Annotated in this window: 14 protein-coding genes and 1 riboswitch; of the genes, 4 read left to right on the top strand and 10 right to left on the bottom strand. The window is 38.8% G+C overall.

Annotation, left to right across the window (positions count from 1 at the left end):
- Window positions 1-108: 108 nt before the first annotated feature.
- The 6 genes from J4856_RS09095 to thiD all read right to left on the bottom strand — a co-directional run bounded on the left by J4856_RS09095 (window position 109) and on the right by thiD (window position 5,803).
- Window positions 109-1,104, bottom strand: coding sequence for a 2-hydroxyacid dehydrogenase (locus J4856_RS09095; RefSeq protein WP_025839325.1), 996 nt, complete (start codon window positions 1,102-1,104; stop codon window positions 109-111).
- Between the two features lie 258 nt (window positions 1,105-1,362).
- Window positions 1,363-1,959 carry a thiamine phosphate synthase gene (locus tag J4856_RS09100; protein WP_025839326.1) on the bottom strand — a complete coding sequence of 199 codons (597 nt, stop codon included), beginning with the start codon at window positions 1,957-1,959 and terminating at the stop codon, window positions 1,363-1,365.
- 10 nt (window positions 1,960-1,969) lie between these two features.
- Window positions 1,970-2,743: a sulfide-dependent adenosine diphosphate thiazole synthase gene (locus J4856_RS09105; RefSeq protein WP_025839328.1), complete on the bottom strand. Its 774-nt coding sequence runs from the start codon at window positions 2,741-2,743 to the stop codon at window positions 1,970-1,972.
- Window positions 2,744-2,781: 38 nt separating this feature from the next.
- A complete protein-coding gene (thiC, locus tag J4856_RS09110; protein ID WP_065367797.1) occupies window positions 2,782-4,359 on the bottom strand; it encodes a phosphomethylpyrimidine synthase ThiC in 1,578 nt (525 codons plus the stop codon).
- Window positions 4,356-4,991, bottom strand: coding sequence for a thiamine phosphate synthase (locus J4856_RS09115; RefSeq protein ID WP_025839330.1), 636 nt, complete (start codon window positions 4,989-4,991; stop codon window positions 4,356-4,358). The genes thiC and J4856_RS09115 overlap by 4 nt, the downstream gene beginning before the upstream one ends.
- A complete protein-coding gene (gene thiD / locus J4856_RS09120) occupies window positions 4,988-5,803 on the bottom strand; it encodes a bifunctional hydroxymethylpyrimidine kinase/phosphomethylpyrimidine kinase (RefSeq protein WP_025839331.1) in 816 nt (271 codons plus the stop codon). The genes J4856_RS09115 and thiD overlap by 4 nt, the downstream gene beginning before the upstream one ends.
- A 91-nt stretch (window positions 5,804-5,894) precedes the next feature.
- Window positions 5,895-5,993: riboswitch (TPP riboswitch) on the bottom strand.
- Between the two features lie 399 nt (window positions 5,994-6,392).
- Here thiD and J4856_RS09125 point away from each other — a divergent pair.
- From J4856_RS09125 to J4856_RS09135, 3 genes are all read left to right on the top strand, one after another.
- A complete protein-coding gene (locus J4856_RS09125; RefSeq protein ID WP_025839334.1) occupies window positions 6,393-7,316 on the top strand; it encodes a DMT family transporter in 924 nt (307 codons plus the stop codon).
- Window positions 7,297-8,178: a DMT family transporter gene (locus tag J4856_RS09130; protein WP_065367796.1), complete on the top strand. Its 882-nt coding sequence runs from the start codon at window positions 7,297-7,299 to the stop codon at window positions 8,176-8,178. The genes J4856_RS09125 and J4856_RS09130 overlap by 20 nt, the downstream gene beginning before the upstream one ends.
- Window positions 8,179-8,278: 100 nt before the next feature.
- Complete coding sequence (locus tag J4856_RS09135; protein ID WP_025839335.1) at window positions 8,279-9,043, top strand: SDR family oxidoreductase; 765 nt, start codon at window positions 8,279-8,281, stop codon at window positions 9,041-9,043.
- 190 nt (window positions 9,044-9,233) lie between these two features.
- On the opposite strand, the gene J4856_RS09140 is transcribed toward J4856_RS09135, so the two are convergent.
- The 4 genes from J4856_RS09140 to J4856_RS09155 form a co-directional block, all read right to left on the bottom strand.
- A complete protein-coding gene (locus J4856_RS09140) occupies window positions 9,234-10,532 on the bottom strand; it encodes an ABC transporter permease (RefSeq protein WP_025839337.1) in 1,299 nt (432 codons plus the stop codon).
- Between the two features lie 131 nt (window positions 10,533-10,663).
- On the bottom strand, window positions 10,664-11,845 hold the full coding sequence (locus tag J4856_RS09145; RefSeq protein WP_065367795.1) for an ABC transporter permease: 1,182 nt from the start codon (window positions 11,843-11,845) through the stop codon (window positions 10,664-10,666).
- Window positions 11,846-12,120: 275 nt separating this feature from the next.
- On the bottom strand, window positions 12,121-13,107 hold the full coding sequence (locus J4856_RS09150) for an HlyD family secretion protein (protein WP_065367794.1): 987 nt from the start codon (window positions 13,105-13,107) through the stop codon (window positions 12,121-12,123).
- A 117-nt stretch (window positions 13,108-13,224) separates the two neighbouring features.
- The gene (locus tag J4856_RS09155) at window positions 13,225-14,730 is read right to left on the bottom strand and encodes a TolC family protein (RefSeq protein WP_065367875.1); all 1,506 of its coding nucleotides are present in this window, start codon (window positions 14,728-14,730) and stop codon (window positions 13,225-13,227) included.
- Window positions 14,731-14,924: 194 nt separating this feature from the next.
- Here J4856_RS09155 and J4856_RS09160 point away from each other — a divergent pair, with 194 nt between their 5' ends.
- Complete coding sequence (locus tag J4856_RS09160; RefSeq protein WP_025839339.1) at window positions 14,925-15,140, top strand: DUF4492 domain-containing protein; 216 nt, start codon at window positions 14,925-14,927, stop codon at window positions 15,138-15,140.
- The last annotated feature ends 47 nt before the right edge of the window (window positions 15,141-15,187 follow it).

A 15,187-nucleotide genomic window follows, 5' to 3' on the forward strand; every position in this document is an offset into this window, starting at 1 on the left:
TAACAAATGAAATATAAATAAAAAAAAGTGGCTAGAAAAGAAATTCTCTTCTAACCACTTTATTATTTAGCTATTATCTATAATGCAAATGTAACAAATCGTAAATACTTACTTTACCTCACAGCTTAGTTGCTTGCCTTCAGAGAGTTCTTTAACGCTGCTAAGTGTTGAAACAGCTATGTTATAGAGAGCCTCCTTGGTAAAGAAAGCTTGGTGAGAAGTCAATACAACGTTTGGTACCATCAACAAGCGCGCTAATACATCGTCGTCAATCATCTTGTCGCTCTTATCCTCATAGAAGTATTCCTTCTCTTCCTCATATACATCAAGACCAGCAGAGCCAATCTGTTTTGTACGCAAGCCCTCGATAAGATCTTCAGTATGAATAAGCTGACCACGACCGGTATTAATAATCATGATACCCTTCTTCATTTTTGCGATACTTTCCTTATTAATAAGGAATTTTGTATCAGGTGTCAATGGGCAGTGGAGTGAGATAATATCACTGTTAGCATAGAGTTCATCAAGCGGTACAATCTTTACACCATACTGTTTTGCAAACTCCTGATCTGGGTAGAGGTCGTATGCCATGATGTTCATACCAAAGCCATGCAATATCTTTATAAGTTCTTTTGCAATACGACCCATGCCAACAACGCCGGCTGTCTTACCATACATGTCAAAACCTAACAAGCCAGGGAGCGTAAAGTTACCATCTCGTGTACGGTTTACTGCACGATAAATCTTACGATTTAAACTCAGCATCAGTGCAACGGCATACTCAGCAACAGCGTGTGGTGAGTAGGCTGGTACATGTGTTACCTTAATACGGCCCTCTGCAGCCTTAAGGTCAACATTATTGAACCCTGCACAACGCAATGCAATGAGTTTAACACCATTATTCTCCAATTCGTCAATAACTCTTGCATCACACTCTGCATTCACAAAAATACATACAACATCTGCGCCTTTTGCCAAAGGTACAGTACTGATGCTGAGACGCTCTTGATAGTAACGAATATCAAAATTATAATCCTTGTTTACCTCGTTGAAAGACTCAATGTCATACGACTTTGCGTCGAAAAATGCTATCCTTATTGCCATGTGCCTAAAATGTTTTTAATAATTATAAGTGTTTTATATATCCCTTTGTTTTGATTTACAAGGGAGTTTGTTTCGTTGTCTCGAACTTCAGGTTGTATTATTTATATCACTTAAGACTTTGCAAAGGTACATATAAATTGTAATACTTGCAAATATTTATCTTTTATAGATTTTTATTTAGACAATTCTTTTATTAAATCAACATAGAACTAGAGTGTTAGCACTTTATAATTAGCATTTGAACAATCCCTATTTTAGTTAAACATGATGGAGAAGACAATGTAATTGTTTGAGATATTGTTCTACTTGCGGGTCTGACATTCGTCTCCAGAGATCGCCTAATATAGCCACTCCACCAAAATGCCATTCTCTTGCAAGCGGAATGTTACAGGCTGTTATGCCTCCCAAGGCTATCACTTTTTCATCTATAATGTTTTCTAAAGCAGCCTGCTTCAATAGGATTGGAGAAAAAGCAGCATGATATCCCACCTTAGAAATACTATCAAAGATAGGACTCAGAAAAACATAGTCCTTTGTTTCTTTCTCTTTTACAATTTCTTCTAATGAATGACAAGAGCAAGAGATTCTACCAGGAAAAGTAGCTGGAATCTTTGAACAACGTCGATTCAAATGAATACCATATAAATTATATTCTTCTGCTAACTCAAAATGTTCATGTATAACGATATGACTATGCCACTTACTAGGTATTTGAGAGATAAGCTGTATATAAGCCTCAATCGATGCGTTAGGTTTACGTATATGCAACAAATCAAGCCCTGAAGAAAAGAGTTTGTCTATAAAAGTAGCCTCCCCCGATAAGAATTCGGGAGAGGTAATGATTATCCATTTCATTTTATAAGATCTATTTTTTTAGCTTCTCTATAATTAAGTCAGCTACCTTTTTCCCAGAGAGTAACATACCACCGAAGATAGGTCCCATCCGAGGTGTACCAGCAACGGCAGAAGAAGCCATACCACAGACATAGAGACTAGGATAGATTTCGCACGTTCCTTCAACGACCTTGCGTTCACCTTCTGCTACATCCAGAGACATTTCTCCAATGACTCCACCTGTAGGAGTTGCAAGCTGAATACCATTCTTGCGAGCAACCACTTTGCATATCTCACTATCATGTCCGGTACCATCAATTACACACTTAGAGATAATGTTTAAAGGATCAACATGTAGGCCTTCACGAAGTACTGGAGTCCAATTGACAACAACACCATTTACAATGTCATTCTTAAAGATAACATCTTCTACTGAATAACAATTAAATATCGTTGCACCAGCATGAGTAGCATGATAGAGTAGGGCTGATGTGCTTTCTACAGAGTCAATTGTGTACAGCTCATTCTCATAAGATTGATAGTTGATATTAAACTCTTTAACAATGTGCAATGCTTCCTCTTGAATAACTATTTGGTTAAACATCATTGCACCTCCCCACATTCCACCGCCTGGTGACAGTTTTCGATCGAATAATGCTGTTTTCAACCCTGCTTTAGCTAGATAATAAGCAGCAACAATACCTGATGGTCCACCACCAACAATAGCAACATCAAGGTTTAAATTACGCTGGAGTTTGTCGAAATAGGTAGTAATAATACCTTTTGATACTTGTGTTTCAATCATATTAATTTATTGTTTATGGATAATTATATTCGTTTGTTTTATTCATCACAGCTCTTAAGCGAATGACTTATACGAGCTGCGCAGAAGTTAGGGCCGCACATTGTACAATAGTTCGCATCTACAGAGTTACTTGCTTTATAGTATTCAAGTGCACGTTCTGGGTCGAGAGCTAAGTTAAATTGGTCTTTCCAACGAAAGTCATAACGTGCTTTACTCAATGCATTATCTCTAATAAAAGCACTCGGATGTCCTTTGGCAAGGTCTGCTGCATGAGCTGCAATCTTATATGTAATAACGCCGATACGAACATCTTCTTTCTCGGGGAGTGCAAGATGTTCCTTGGGTGTTACGTAGCAGAGCATTGCTGTACCATACCATCCTATAAGCGATGCACCAATAGCTGACGTTATATGATCGTAAGCAGGCGCAATGTCAGTGACAAGTGGACCTAAGGTATAGAATGGAGCACCATGACACTTGTCAATCTGCCTTTCCATATTTTCTTTGATTTTGTGCATTGGCACATGGCCAGGCCCTTCAATAAAGACCTGTACGTTTTTTTTCCAAGCACGTTCAACCAGTTCGCCCATAGTGTCAAGTTCTGCAAACTGAGCAGCATCATTTGCGTCATACGTACAACCAGGGCGTAGTCCGTCTCCCAATGAAATAGCAACGTCATACTTTGCACAGACATCGCAAATATCATCAAAGTGTTCATATAGGAAGCTCTCTTGCTGATTTTCCTTGCACCATTTAGAAATTATACTACCGCCGCGGCTGACAATACCCGTCAATCTGCTGTCAGCAAGATGAATGTTCTTCAAACGAATACCACAATGGATTGTGAAATAATCCACGCCTTGTTCACATTGTTCAATCAGTGTATCACGAAATATTTCCCAACTAAGATCTCTTATCTTACCATTTACCTTTTCAAACGCCTGATATATTGGAACAGTCCCTACAGGAACAGGACAATTGCGTAGTATTCGTTCACGAGTATCATGGATATCCTTACCTGTTGACAAGTCCATTAATGTATCGCAACCCCATTTACAACTCCAGACAGCTTTTTCTATCTCTTGTGCAATATCAGAAGAGGTAGAGGAATTGCCAATATTAGCATTTATCTTCACAAGAAAATTTATTCCAATAATCATTGGCTCAGACTCAGGATGTTTTCTGTTAGCTGGTATAACGGCTCTTCCCTCTGCAATCTCTTTGCATACAAAATCAGGCGTAATCCGTGTTTTGATACCCAATTCCTCACAGTTCATATTCTCCCTGATAGCGACGTATTCCATCTCCTCAGTGATTATACCTTGCTTGGCAAAATACATCTGAGTTTCTTCTTCTTTACGCTTTGCCACCCAAGGTTGACGTAGTTTGGGTAATCCACGTTCTAAGTTGATCTCAACGTTTGGATCACTATAGGCTCCACTGGTATCATATATGTACACTGGTGCGTTCCTTTCCTCATGTCGTTTATCTTTACTAATCGTAACAGTTGGAGTTAAATGTACTTTTCGCATTCCCACCTTGAGCTCGGGATAAATCTTCCCACTCAAGTAAACCTTCTCAGAAGAAGGATAAATAAATTTGAAGTCTGTTTTCATTTATTACATGATTTAAGTTTGTTGATAAATCTTGTCATTGTAATTATAGGATCATTACCATTATTTGCAGTTAAAACACCACCGCTAACAGCAATTCCACTCACCCCTGTCGTCATTATATCAGCTACATCTGATAAAAGGATTCCGCCAATGGCAATGACGGGTAGATTGATACCTAAAGTTTTCATTTGTGAGATAATTTGTCTATATCCATCTAATCCTAAGACAGGTGAAAGTTTTTTCTTTGTAGTTGTATAACGGAAAGGACCACAGCCTATATAGTCTGCACCAGCTAAAAAGATGCGCTTTACATCTTCGAAGGTATTAGCTGTCCCACCGATAATTTTATCTTTCCCAAGAAGTTGACGCGCTTTATCAATCGGCATATCGTCCTTTCCAAGATGAACACCATCGGCACCGATTTTTTCAACCCATTCCACATGGTCGTCAAGTATGAATACTGAGTCATATTGTTTGCACAATACTCTCGTAGTTTCTGCTGTCTTTAGAAAAGTTTCTTCAGAAGCATCTTTCATACGAAGTTGTATCCATCGACAACCTCCTTCAAGTGCCATCTGAACACCATCTATGTAATCATAGCGTTCATTGGTGTGTGTAATAAATTGAATCATAAGATGATAAGTTTTTCAGGATTAAACAAATGATTAACAGCTCCGTGTCCTTCACCAATATAAATATCCTTACCGGCTTCTAAGGCGTGCGAAAGATAATCTTTTGCCTGGGCTATTGCATCAGGTAAATTGAGTCCTCGAGCCATATAAGAAGTTATTGCAGAAGATAATGTACAGCCTGTTCCATGTGTATTTCGGGTGTTAATAGTTTCATGAATAAAGGTCTGCACACTACTGTTAGGCGTATATAGTCGGTCTGCTTTTCTATCTCCATCTTGGTGTCCTCCTTTGATCAAAACAGCTTTACAACCTAAACTCAGAATCTTTTGCGCTGAAATGTCCATATCTTCAATGCTATTTATAGCCATGTTTGATAAGATTTCTGCCTCAGGAATATTAGGAGTAAGGAGTGAAGCTATTGGAACTAATGAGTGACAAAACAAATCCAAAGCTTCAGGTTGCATAAGCGTATGTCCACTTGAAGATAACATAATAGGGTCAATCACTATTATCCTATTTGGGTAATGCTGTAGGGTATCAGCTATTGCATGGATGGTAGCATAATCGTGGACCATTCCTATTTTGATAACAATCGGTTTTATATCATCCATAACTGCCTTGATCTGTTTTGCAACAATCATTGGACTAACAACTTTTACCTGTTGTACTCCCATCGTGTTTTGTATAGTTATGGATGTAATAGCAGTAGTAGCATAAACTCCTAAGGCTGACATTGTTTTAATGTCAGCCTGTATTCCAGCTCCACCACTACAATCAGAGCCTGCAATTGTCAGTGCACATACATACCTCATTGATAGTATCGGTTTGTAGAGGCACGTCTATTGTCGTTTTTCAAAAGATATACGAAATAGAAAACAGTCCCATTAATGACGAACAAAGTGTAAGTTAAAAATGAGACAATCCCTGCGGCTGCATTATCAGCGTCAGGTTCTATGGGTATAATCTCAGCAACACAATCGTGAAGCACCCCTTGTTTCTTTGATTTATTGATTTATTGACAAAAGTAAATGTTATTATTTGAATAGACATAAAGAATCGTGTTATTTAACATTTATTTCTAATTATTGCACTTTATATGATGTTTCTAATCTAGAAACATCAGCGATAAGTAAGTATCAATGTTGACAACTAAAACTTCTTTCTACTAATTCTTATTTTGTAAGAATGATTTTACAAGCCTTGAAAGGTCATCATGTTTAGACTTTGGATGATAAAAAAGATGCATAATTGTTATATAAATATTTCTTATTGTACAAATGTTTCAGCTATCTATGAAATGTTTAGAATTTAGCGGATATTTATGACCTTTTTAATTCAGATATTACAGAAAAATATGTATTTTTGCATTCGTATATAAAATGTCGAAATCATTTTAAAGTCGTGAATACTTCGTCCACAATAAAGGGGTATGGTTATGCCAGCCTATCTGCAATTACGTTCGGTACTATCCCGCTTTTCTCCATTCCTGTTATGGAGTCGGGGATGATGTTACCTTCAGTACTGATTTATCGTTTTGCTTTTAGTTGTCTCTTTATGATGTTAATCTTGCTATGGCGTAAGCAAAACCTGCATATTAAATGGGGTGATGGACTTCGAATTATGTTTCTTTCCATTTTGTATGCTGTCTCTGCTGTATGCCTTTTCAGCAGTTATGAATATATGCCGGGCGGAATAGCAACGACATTGCTCTTCTCTTATCCAGTATGGACAGAGATATTACTCATCCTTTTCTTTAACGAGAAACTTACACTTCGTATCACATTATCAATCTTACTTGCTATTGCAGGTGTTGCCTTTCTTGGTGGAGTAGGACAGGCAGATGGTATAAAGTCTATGTGGGGTGTTATGCTTGCAATGTCGTCTGGATTGCTTTATGCTATTTATATGGTATTATTTCCACACATGCGTATTCGTAAGTTGCCAGCTCTGAAGGTAAACTTCTATATCTTCTTTATGGCTATGTTGCTACTCATCCTTTATGCAACATTTACGACAGGAGGCGTGCAACGAATTAGCAACGCCAACTCATTTCTTTCATTGGTACTACTAGGCTTGGTACCAACCACAATTAGCAATGTTACCTTAGTACGTTCTCTTACCTTGATAGATTCTGCTAGTGTGGCAATTCTGGGAGCCTTTGAACCGCTTACAGCAATGACGATTGGTATTACGTTAATGGGCGAACCTTTTACGACATCTATTATCATTGGCTGTGTGCTTATTATAACCTCTGTTATTCTCCTTATTACAAAAGGGAAAACCTTACCTAATCCTCTTAAAAAATATGCAAATCACAAAGAGTAAAAACATGCTATGGCATTTACTTGCCATTCTCATTGTTGCCGTATGGGGCACAACGTTTGTAAACACAAAAGTTCTTTTCAATAGTGGCTTGACACCTTTGGAAATATTCTTCCTAAGGTTCGCCATTGCCTATGTCTGTATCTGGTTTATATCGCCTCGCAAACTCTTAGCTCGCAGTTGGCGCGATGAACTAATAATGATTTTATTAGGTATAACGGGAGGATCTGTCTTCTTCCTTGCAGAGAACTATGCTGTGGGACTTACTTATGTAAATAATGTCAGCTTCATCGTTTGTACTGCTCCGTTGCTGACAGTGCTACTTGGTATTACCTTCGTAAAGAGTATAAAAGCCACTTGGTCGCTTATTGTTGGTTCATTAATAGCCTTACTAGGTGTAGCCGTTGTTATCTTTAATGGTAGTTTTGTCCTTCATTTAAGTCCTTGGGGCGACCTTCTTACCCTATTAGCATCGCTGTGTTGGGCAGTATATTCTTTGTTGATGAAGAAGATATCAAACAGTTATTCGGCCATCTTTATCACACGAAAAATTTTCTTTTATGGTCTTGTAACTGTTTTACCAGCATTTATCTTTGACCCATGGACGGCTACTATATCAATGCTTCTCACACCTAAGGTGATGCTGAACCTTTTGTTCCTTGGTGTTATTGCATCATTCCTTTGCTTTGTCTTATGGACGTTGGTAATTGTGAAAATTGGTGCAATGACATCATCAAACTATCTGTATCTGAATCCAATTAGTACAGTTGTCACTAGTGCTATCTTCCTCAACGAACCAATGACAGCAATAGCTTATATTGGAAGTGCACTGATATTGATTGGTGTGGCTGTATCTAATAAATAAGATACGCTTCATCATGTATAGCAATCTGTTGATAAAGACAGAGAAGCTAATTAATTTCATTTTAATCTATATTGTCTTTAAATAAAAACTTAGTCATAATATGAGAAAAATAGCATTAATTACTGGTGCTACCAGTGGAATTGGCGAAGCCTGCGCACGTAAGTTTGCACAAGGAGGCTATGATGTTATCATCACTGGTCGCAGAGCACAGCTCCTTGCCGACCTTAAGAAAGAGCTTGAGGCGGAGAATGTAAGAGTACTTGCACTTGCTTTCGACGTACGAAATAGAAATGCAGCAACAGCTGCTATCAATAGTTTACCACTTGAATGGCAACAAATTGATGTCTTGATTAACAATGCAGGGTTGGCTCTTGGTTTGGAGCCAGAATATGAGGGAAGCTTTGAAGATTGGGATGTGATGATTGATACGAATATCAAAGGACTCCTTACCATGACACGTCTTGTTGTTCCAAGAATGGTAAGACGTGATAGTGGACACATTATTAACATTGGTTCTGTCGCAGGTGATGCTGCTTATGCTGGTGGAAATGTCTATTGTGGAACAAAGGCTGCCGTGAAAACGATAACTGACGGACTCCGTATAGACCTTGCACACACTTCTGTACGTGTGACAAATGTAAAACCAGGATTAGTCGAGACACACTTCTCTAACGTGCGTTTTCATGGTGATGATGGCCGTGCCGATAAGGTTTATGAGGGAGTTAAACCGCTTACAGGTGCTGATATTGCTGACGTTGCATTCTATGCTGCTTCAGCACCAGCCCATGTACAAATTGCTGAAGTACTGGTTCTTGCTACTCATCAGGCAAGTGGAAGTGTGTTGCACAGAGACACATCAAAATAAGCGGAATAGAAAGCTTAAGTTCAATTCCAACAACGAAATAGAATGAGTTATAGGCCTAATCCATTCTATGTTTGTGAGCGTTTACCATCATTCGCTTTGGTGCGGGTGCTCTGCACGTATAGTGCGGATGCTTAACACATATGGTGTTGATGGTAAACACCACATGTGCAGACCATTAAATTCAAAATGCTTATTCTCCCGCAGGTTTCTTCTCTCGGGCTGTTTTAATTCTGTCCTGAATCATCTGATAATGTGAAATAGCATGTTTCCGTGCATTGATAATTTGGAATCTATATACAAAACAAGTCGTTACGAAATAAACGGTCGCTTGAATCCATAATGCACGAACTTCAGGCAGAACATCATTAATTGTTGCACCCATGGATGCAATTCTTAAATAGCCACGTACGCCAAAAGTTGAAGGAATAAGCCAACTAACACCTTGCCATCCGCCAGGAATACTACTCTGTGGCCATGATGCTCCGGTCAGGAAAAGAAAAGGGATGGATGTGAAGACTACTAAAAGCATAACATTCTCGCGGTAGCGTACAAGACAAGAGATAGTCATACCGAAGAAAATAACTGCTAGTAGATATGGCAAAAGAAGCCAAAAGAGGTCAGCGGGACGAGCAAGCATCGTGAAGCTAAAAAGATGAGGGACCACCATAGTCATATAAGCTGACATCACACTATAAATCATGAAATAGCAAGAGGACTTACCAAGTACTATTTTCATAATCCCATTGTAGTGTTTACCAATAGGGACAAGATCCTGGAATCGGTTGTTCTCACGTGCTGTACCTGCTGATAAGCCAATACCAAGAAGTAATGTCTGTTGTAGAATAAGTATCAAGACACCGGGAAGAATAGCATTGCCATAACCTCCTGTCGTATTGAATATAGGTTCTGCATCTACAATCATTGGTTCGGTGCTAACCTCTTCATCTCTTTCTGTAAACGATAAAGAATGTTCTTTCTTTATGTCAGTACCCATTTTCATTGATACTGCCAATGCAGTCTGATAGATAGCCTTATAGGTAAGCATCAGACTCATATCACAATAAACGCCAACAAATGCCTTTTCACCGCGATGCAAAGTGTGATCAAAATCGGTAGGGAAATAGAGTACACCATGAACAGCTTGTTTTCCAACCAATGCTTCCGCCTCCTTCAAGTTGTTACAATAGTAAGCTGCTCGTACATCGGGTGACGCATCGAAGTCCTGAATAAATTCACGAGAAGATGCCGAGTGGGATAAGTCAACTATAGCCACAGGCACTTCACGTACCACCTCATTGTTATATATCCATGAATAGAGGAGAGGGTAAGCCAAAGGAACAAGGAGGAAGAATATCAATACCCCTTCATCCTTAATTGTGTTTTTGGTTTCCAACCACCATATATAACAAAGAGAAGAAAGAAAACTCAGTGGTTCTAAGCTTGCTTTCTTTTTATTAGTAGGCTTTGATGTATTCTTTGTATCTGACATAATAACTGTTTATTGAGTCCTCGTTAATGAGAGGCTCTTAAATGTTTAATAGGAAGAAATGCTCCATGTTAGGTCCTATTCTTTAAAATCATTGATAGATACTCCTTCGCTTAAATGATAGGTAGTAGTCCTTATGGGATATACACATACTCAACCATTGCCTTCTTAATATTTCTGGTCACAAGGATGGGTAGTGACGCAAAGGCTACCAGTGCAAACAGATTAACCCACGCATCAATCAACGGATAGCCATTAAAGACACAGATTTGATAAATCATATAATAATGACGAAGGGGGATAATCTGTGCTAGGGCTTCAATTATGCCATCCATAGCAAAAAGTGGGAAGGTCGCACCACAAGCCGAGAATCCTACTACTGCCCAAAGAGAACATACACTCATTGACATTCGCAAAGAAGGCATTAATCCAAAGACAAAAACACCGAAACCCTGAGACGACAATACAGTAAGTATAGCAAGGAAGACTATCATACCCAGACCACCTGGGTGTGGAAAGTTTAGATAGCCATAGACATACCATTCATAACCTAAGAATATGGTTAAGAAGATGAGCGTCTGTGGAAATAGCTTACCAATAAGGGCTACAACAATATTATTTCCAGCCATAGACATCCACTCATTAGCTCTACCAAACTTTAATTCAGTTCCAATGGAGTAGGCTGTAATAAGAAACATAAAAAGAATCAGAATACCAGGAATCATGATAGTACTCAAATAAACATTATAGTTCATCCAAGGATTGCCTATCATGTGTACATCAAGAACTATTGGCTGAATGATTGTCTTAATTTCATCGGAGGTCTTTCCAAGCATCTGTAACTTGGCTGCACCAACAGCTGCTGAACTAAGTGTCGTTACAGTCTTAAGGTCTTTGAATAGTATTCCACCTGCAACAAGTGTCACATTACTATAATAGAAAGAGATTTCTGGCTGACGTTGAGAAATGAGTTTTGCCGTTGTTCCCTCTGGTATATAGAGGAAGCCATATATCTCATTACGCTGTATGGCCTGACGTGCTTCAGCAATATTGTTGTAATGGCCTACCACACGTGTGCTTTGAAAAGCATCCAACTGACGAATCATTGCTCGTGTAACCGAAGTGTTATCATAATCGACTACACCACAGGGAAGCTTCTCAGGCTGTCCTTCACTCATCAATGAAGTAAAGAAGAAGATGATAACGAGTGGAAAAACCACCATACAACAGATGTAGATGGGGTTATGTATCATCAATCCTACTTCACGAGCAGAGAGATTAACAATCCTTCTTATATATAAGAGTAATTTCTTCATTATAATTAAAAAGACTCCTCAACTCCTTCTTTAAAAGGGGCATTACACGAGGAAAACTGGATTTAAATACCTTTGATAGATGGTCTTTAAATAATAAAAGTTTAATAGCTTATCAGCAAAGTATGCCCCTCAAGCATGGGTGTTAGACCTTCGCACCATTGGTGTTTACCCTCAATACACCAATAGAAGATACTAAGAGAGTTTTATTTTTGTCATTATTCGACAGCTAACATTCCGTTAGACACCACCCTCCTTTGGAGGGGTTGGGGGAGGTTCTACTTCTTTAATATCAGAGACATACCAGGTTTCAATCCTTCAACCTTCTTTGTTGGTTTTGCCTTTACTTGGAACGTCTTTAAATCATACTGTCCATTGGTCTTTGTAGCCTTCCATACAGCATAAGACCCTTTGTCCTTTAAGGAAACTACACGTAGTTCAATGGTCTTGTCCAATGCAGGAACATAGGCTCTAAGCGATGTTCCAACCTTCATGTCCTTTAGTTGATCCTCACGAACATTAAATATTCCCCATATATCATCAACTAGAGAGATACTCATAATTGGACTACCTAAACCAACAAGTTCACCCACCTTGGGATAGATTGTCTCAACTTCTCCATCTTCCGTAGCACGCTGTACTGTTTCTTTTAACACAGAACGGACCACGTCAATGGCTGAGTGTGCAGCTTGCGCTTGCTTCTTGGCAGCCTCTTTTGTTTCTTTCTGTGCACCACTCTTAGCTAGTTCCCACTGTGACTTCGCAACTTCGACACCGGCCTTCGTTGTCTCGTATGCTGCCATTGCTTCGTCACGTTTTTGTGCACTCATAACGCCTTCATCATATAATCGTTGCATACGACCATAGGTTTTTTCGGCAATACTATTCGCAGCAACTGCTTGCTGATAAACCTGATAAGCACTTTCAACCATTTCACGACGAGTAGGACCTTCTGTCAAGGCACTCAAAGCATCAGTTGCACCAGCAGCAGCTTCTGCAACTTTCTCTTGTGTGCTTGCTTCTGGGATAGCCAATGTTGCAAGCACATCCCCCTTATGAACAATGTCGCCTTCCTTTACTTTTATATCGGTAATACGTCCAGGATACTTACAAGCAACACGATATTCGCTTACTTCTACTTCTCCTTGTATAACTTCTTCTGTGCGATCAATCGTAAAATAACCAATAATAGCAACGATAGCGACCACTGACACAAAGCCTAAGACGGCTAAGAGAATGTTATTATGTTGTGATTTTGCTGACATATTTGTATGTGGTTTGATTTCTTAATCTGTGTATTCTATTCAACTAAAAACATCTCCGAGAGATGAGTATATGACTTTTCTTGTGTTGATAGTAAAAAAATGAGTTTCGCACTTTTATTATAATCCACCAAGAGCCTTTTGCAATCCGGATTGTGCTAGTTTAACACTAATCTCTGCATCAATGATTGCTGTACGTGCTGTTTGCCAAGCTGCTTGTGCAGCCATAACTTCTGTAACCGTCATCACACCCTCTTTAAATCCAACATTAGCACAACGTAAGTTCTCTTCTGCAGCAGCCATGTTTTTATGTGATGTAGCAAGCTGTTTGTTAGCATCTTTCAGACGAAGCCTATTCTGCTCAATCTCTAAATCAATCTTCTTACGTACATCCACCATTTCCATTTGTGCAATACTTGTAGCTGTTTTGCTCGCACGAACCTTATATTTGTTTTCTCCCCAAGTCCATACGGGTACTTGAACTGTTATTCCAATGTTCCATAAATCGGTAAAACGCTTCTGAAAACCATTAAAGAGATTCGGATTAGACACGGAATAACCAGCTGTAAGAAGTACATGAGGCATATTAAGCGAACGAATAAGTTTGGTGTTCTGTATGCTCATATCAACTGCATTCTGTAAGAGACGTAACTCTGGACGAGCTTCGTTAAGCCCAGTAGTATCTGAAGAAGATACAGTGTAGTTATCAAATTGTGTAGAAGGAGTAGGAGGGAGGTCAACATCACCTTCATCCGAGAGCAAGATATCACCATTTAATTCAAGACCACAAAGCTCACACAATGCCATCTTTGCCAATGATACACCACTCTCGATACGTGCAATCTGCATATCAGCTGTGTTGACTGCAACCTCTACTTTTAAGCCATCAGCACGTGTAGCCACGCCTTCACGTATCATCTTCTTAACATCATCATTCAGCTTTTGGGCTAAGTCACGATACCGTTTTGCCAATGATTCTTTCTTTTTTAAAGAGATTGCTAACCAATAAGCATTATCTACGCCATAAAGCACCAACTGTCGCTTGAGGCTGATATTGTTCTGTGCAACCTGCTCACCAATAGCTGCCATATCGTTAGCTGCTTTAATAGCACCACCCATATAAATAGGTTGATTGACAACAATACCACCGGCATAGACGTTCTTTGTGTTTGAACGAAATGCGTCATTGATACTTTGTCCAATATTGTTTCCTACCTGAGTGAGTGGTGTAGCAACATTGCTAAAGAGCTGACCAAGTTGCTGAGCCATCTGTGGACTGAGGATACCTTGCTGTGCTAACGAGGTCAAGTTCTGTCCGATCTGACCACCTAACTGCCCAAAAGTATTTGTTCCGAGATTACTAAAAGTATTCTTCTGGTCGTCACTGAGGAGTGATATCTCGCGTGAAAAATGTTGATATCCTGCTAGCGCATCAACACGTGGCAGAAATTTAGTCTTAGCAGCTTTATGCACATTTTCAGCCATTTCAACAGTCATATGCGACACCTTGATTTGCCGATTGTTCTGTAAAGCCAGCTCTCGGCATTGCTGCAAAGAATACACGCCTTGTGCATGAATGCTCAAGGTTGCATTCCAAAACAATAGGATGGTGAGTATTTTTTTCATTATCTGAATTTTCTCAATATAACTAAATGCAAAAGTACTCCTTTTGTTAGGATTAACAAGGAAAATGATGTCGTTATTCATTAAAATCCAAAAATATGTCTATTTTTAGGGAAAGATAGGACAATTTTAGAAAATATTGTTTATCTTTGCACATGAGATTTGTATAAAATACAAGTACGAAAACATTTCATACGGTGAACAAAAATAATTTCTTTTATCGTGCATTTGACCTCTATTATGACGGGTTTCGGCACATGACATTGGGTAAAACACTTTGGACAGTGATAATAGTTAAGTTAGCTATTATGTTCCTTGTGTTAAAGATATTCTTCTTCCCAAATTTTTTGAAAGAGAATGCGAAAAAAGGGAAAGAAGGTGATTTCATTGAACAGCAATTGATGAAAAGATAACCAACTTCAATTATTTTCATTAATGATTACCAATAGTAAATATTCAA

It is taken from the genome of Prevotella scopos JCM 17725, assembly GCF_018127785.1.
In the GTDB taxonomy this organism is placed as follows: domain Bacteria; phylum Bacteroidota; class Bacteroidia; order Bacteroidales; family Bacteroidaceae; genus Prevotella; species Prevotella scopos.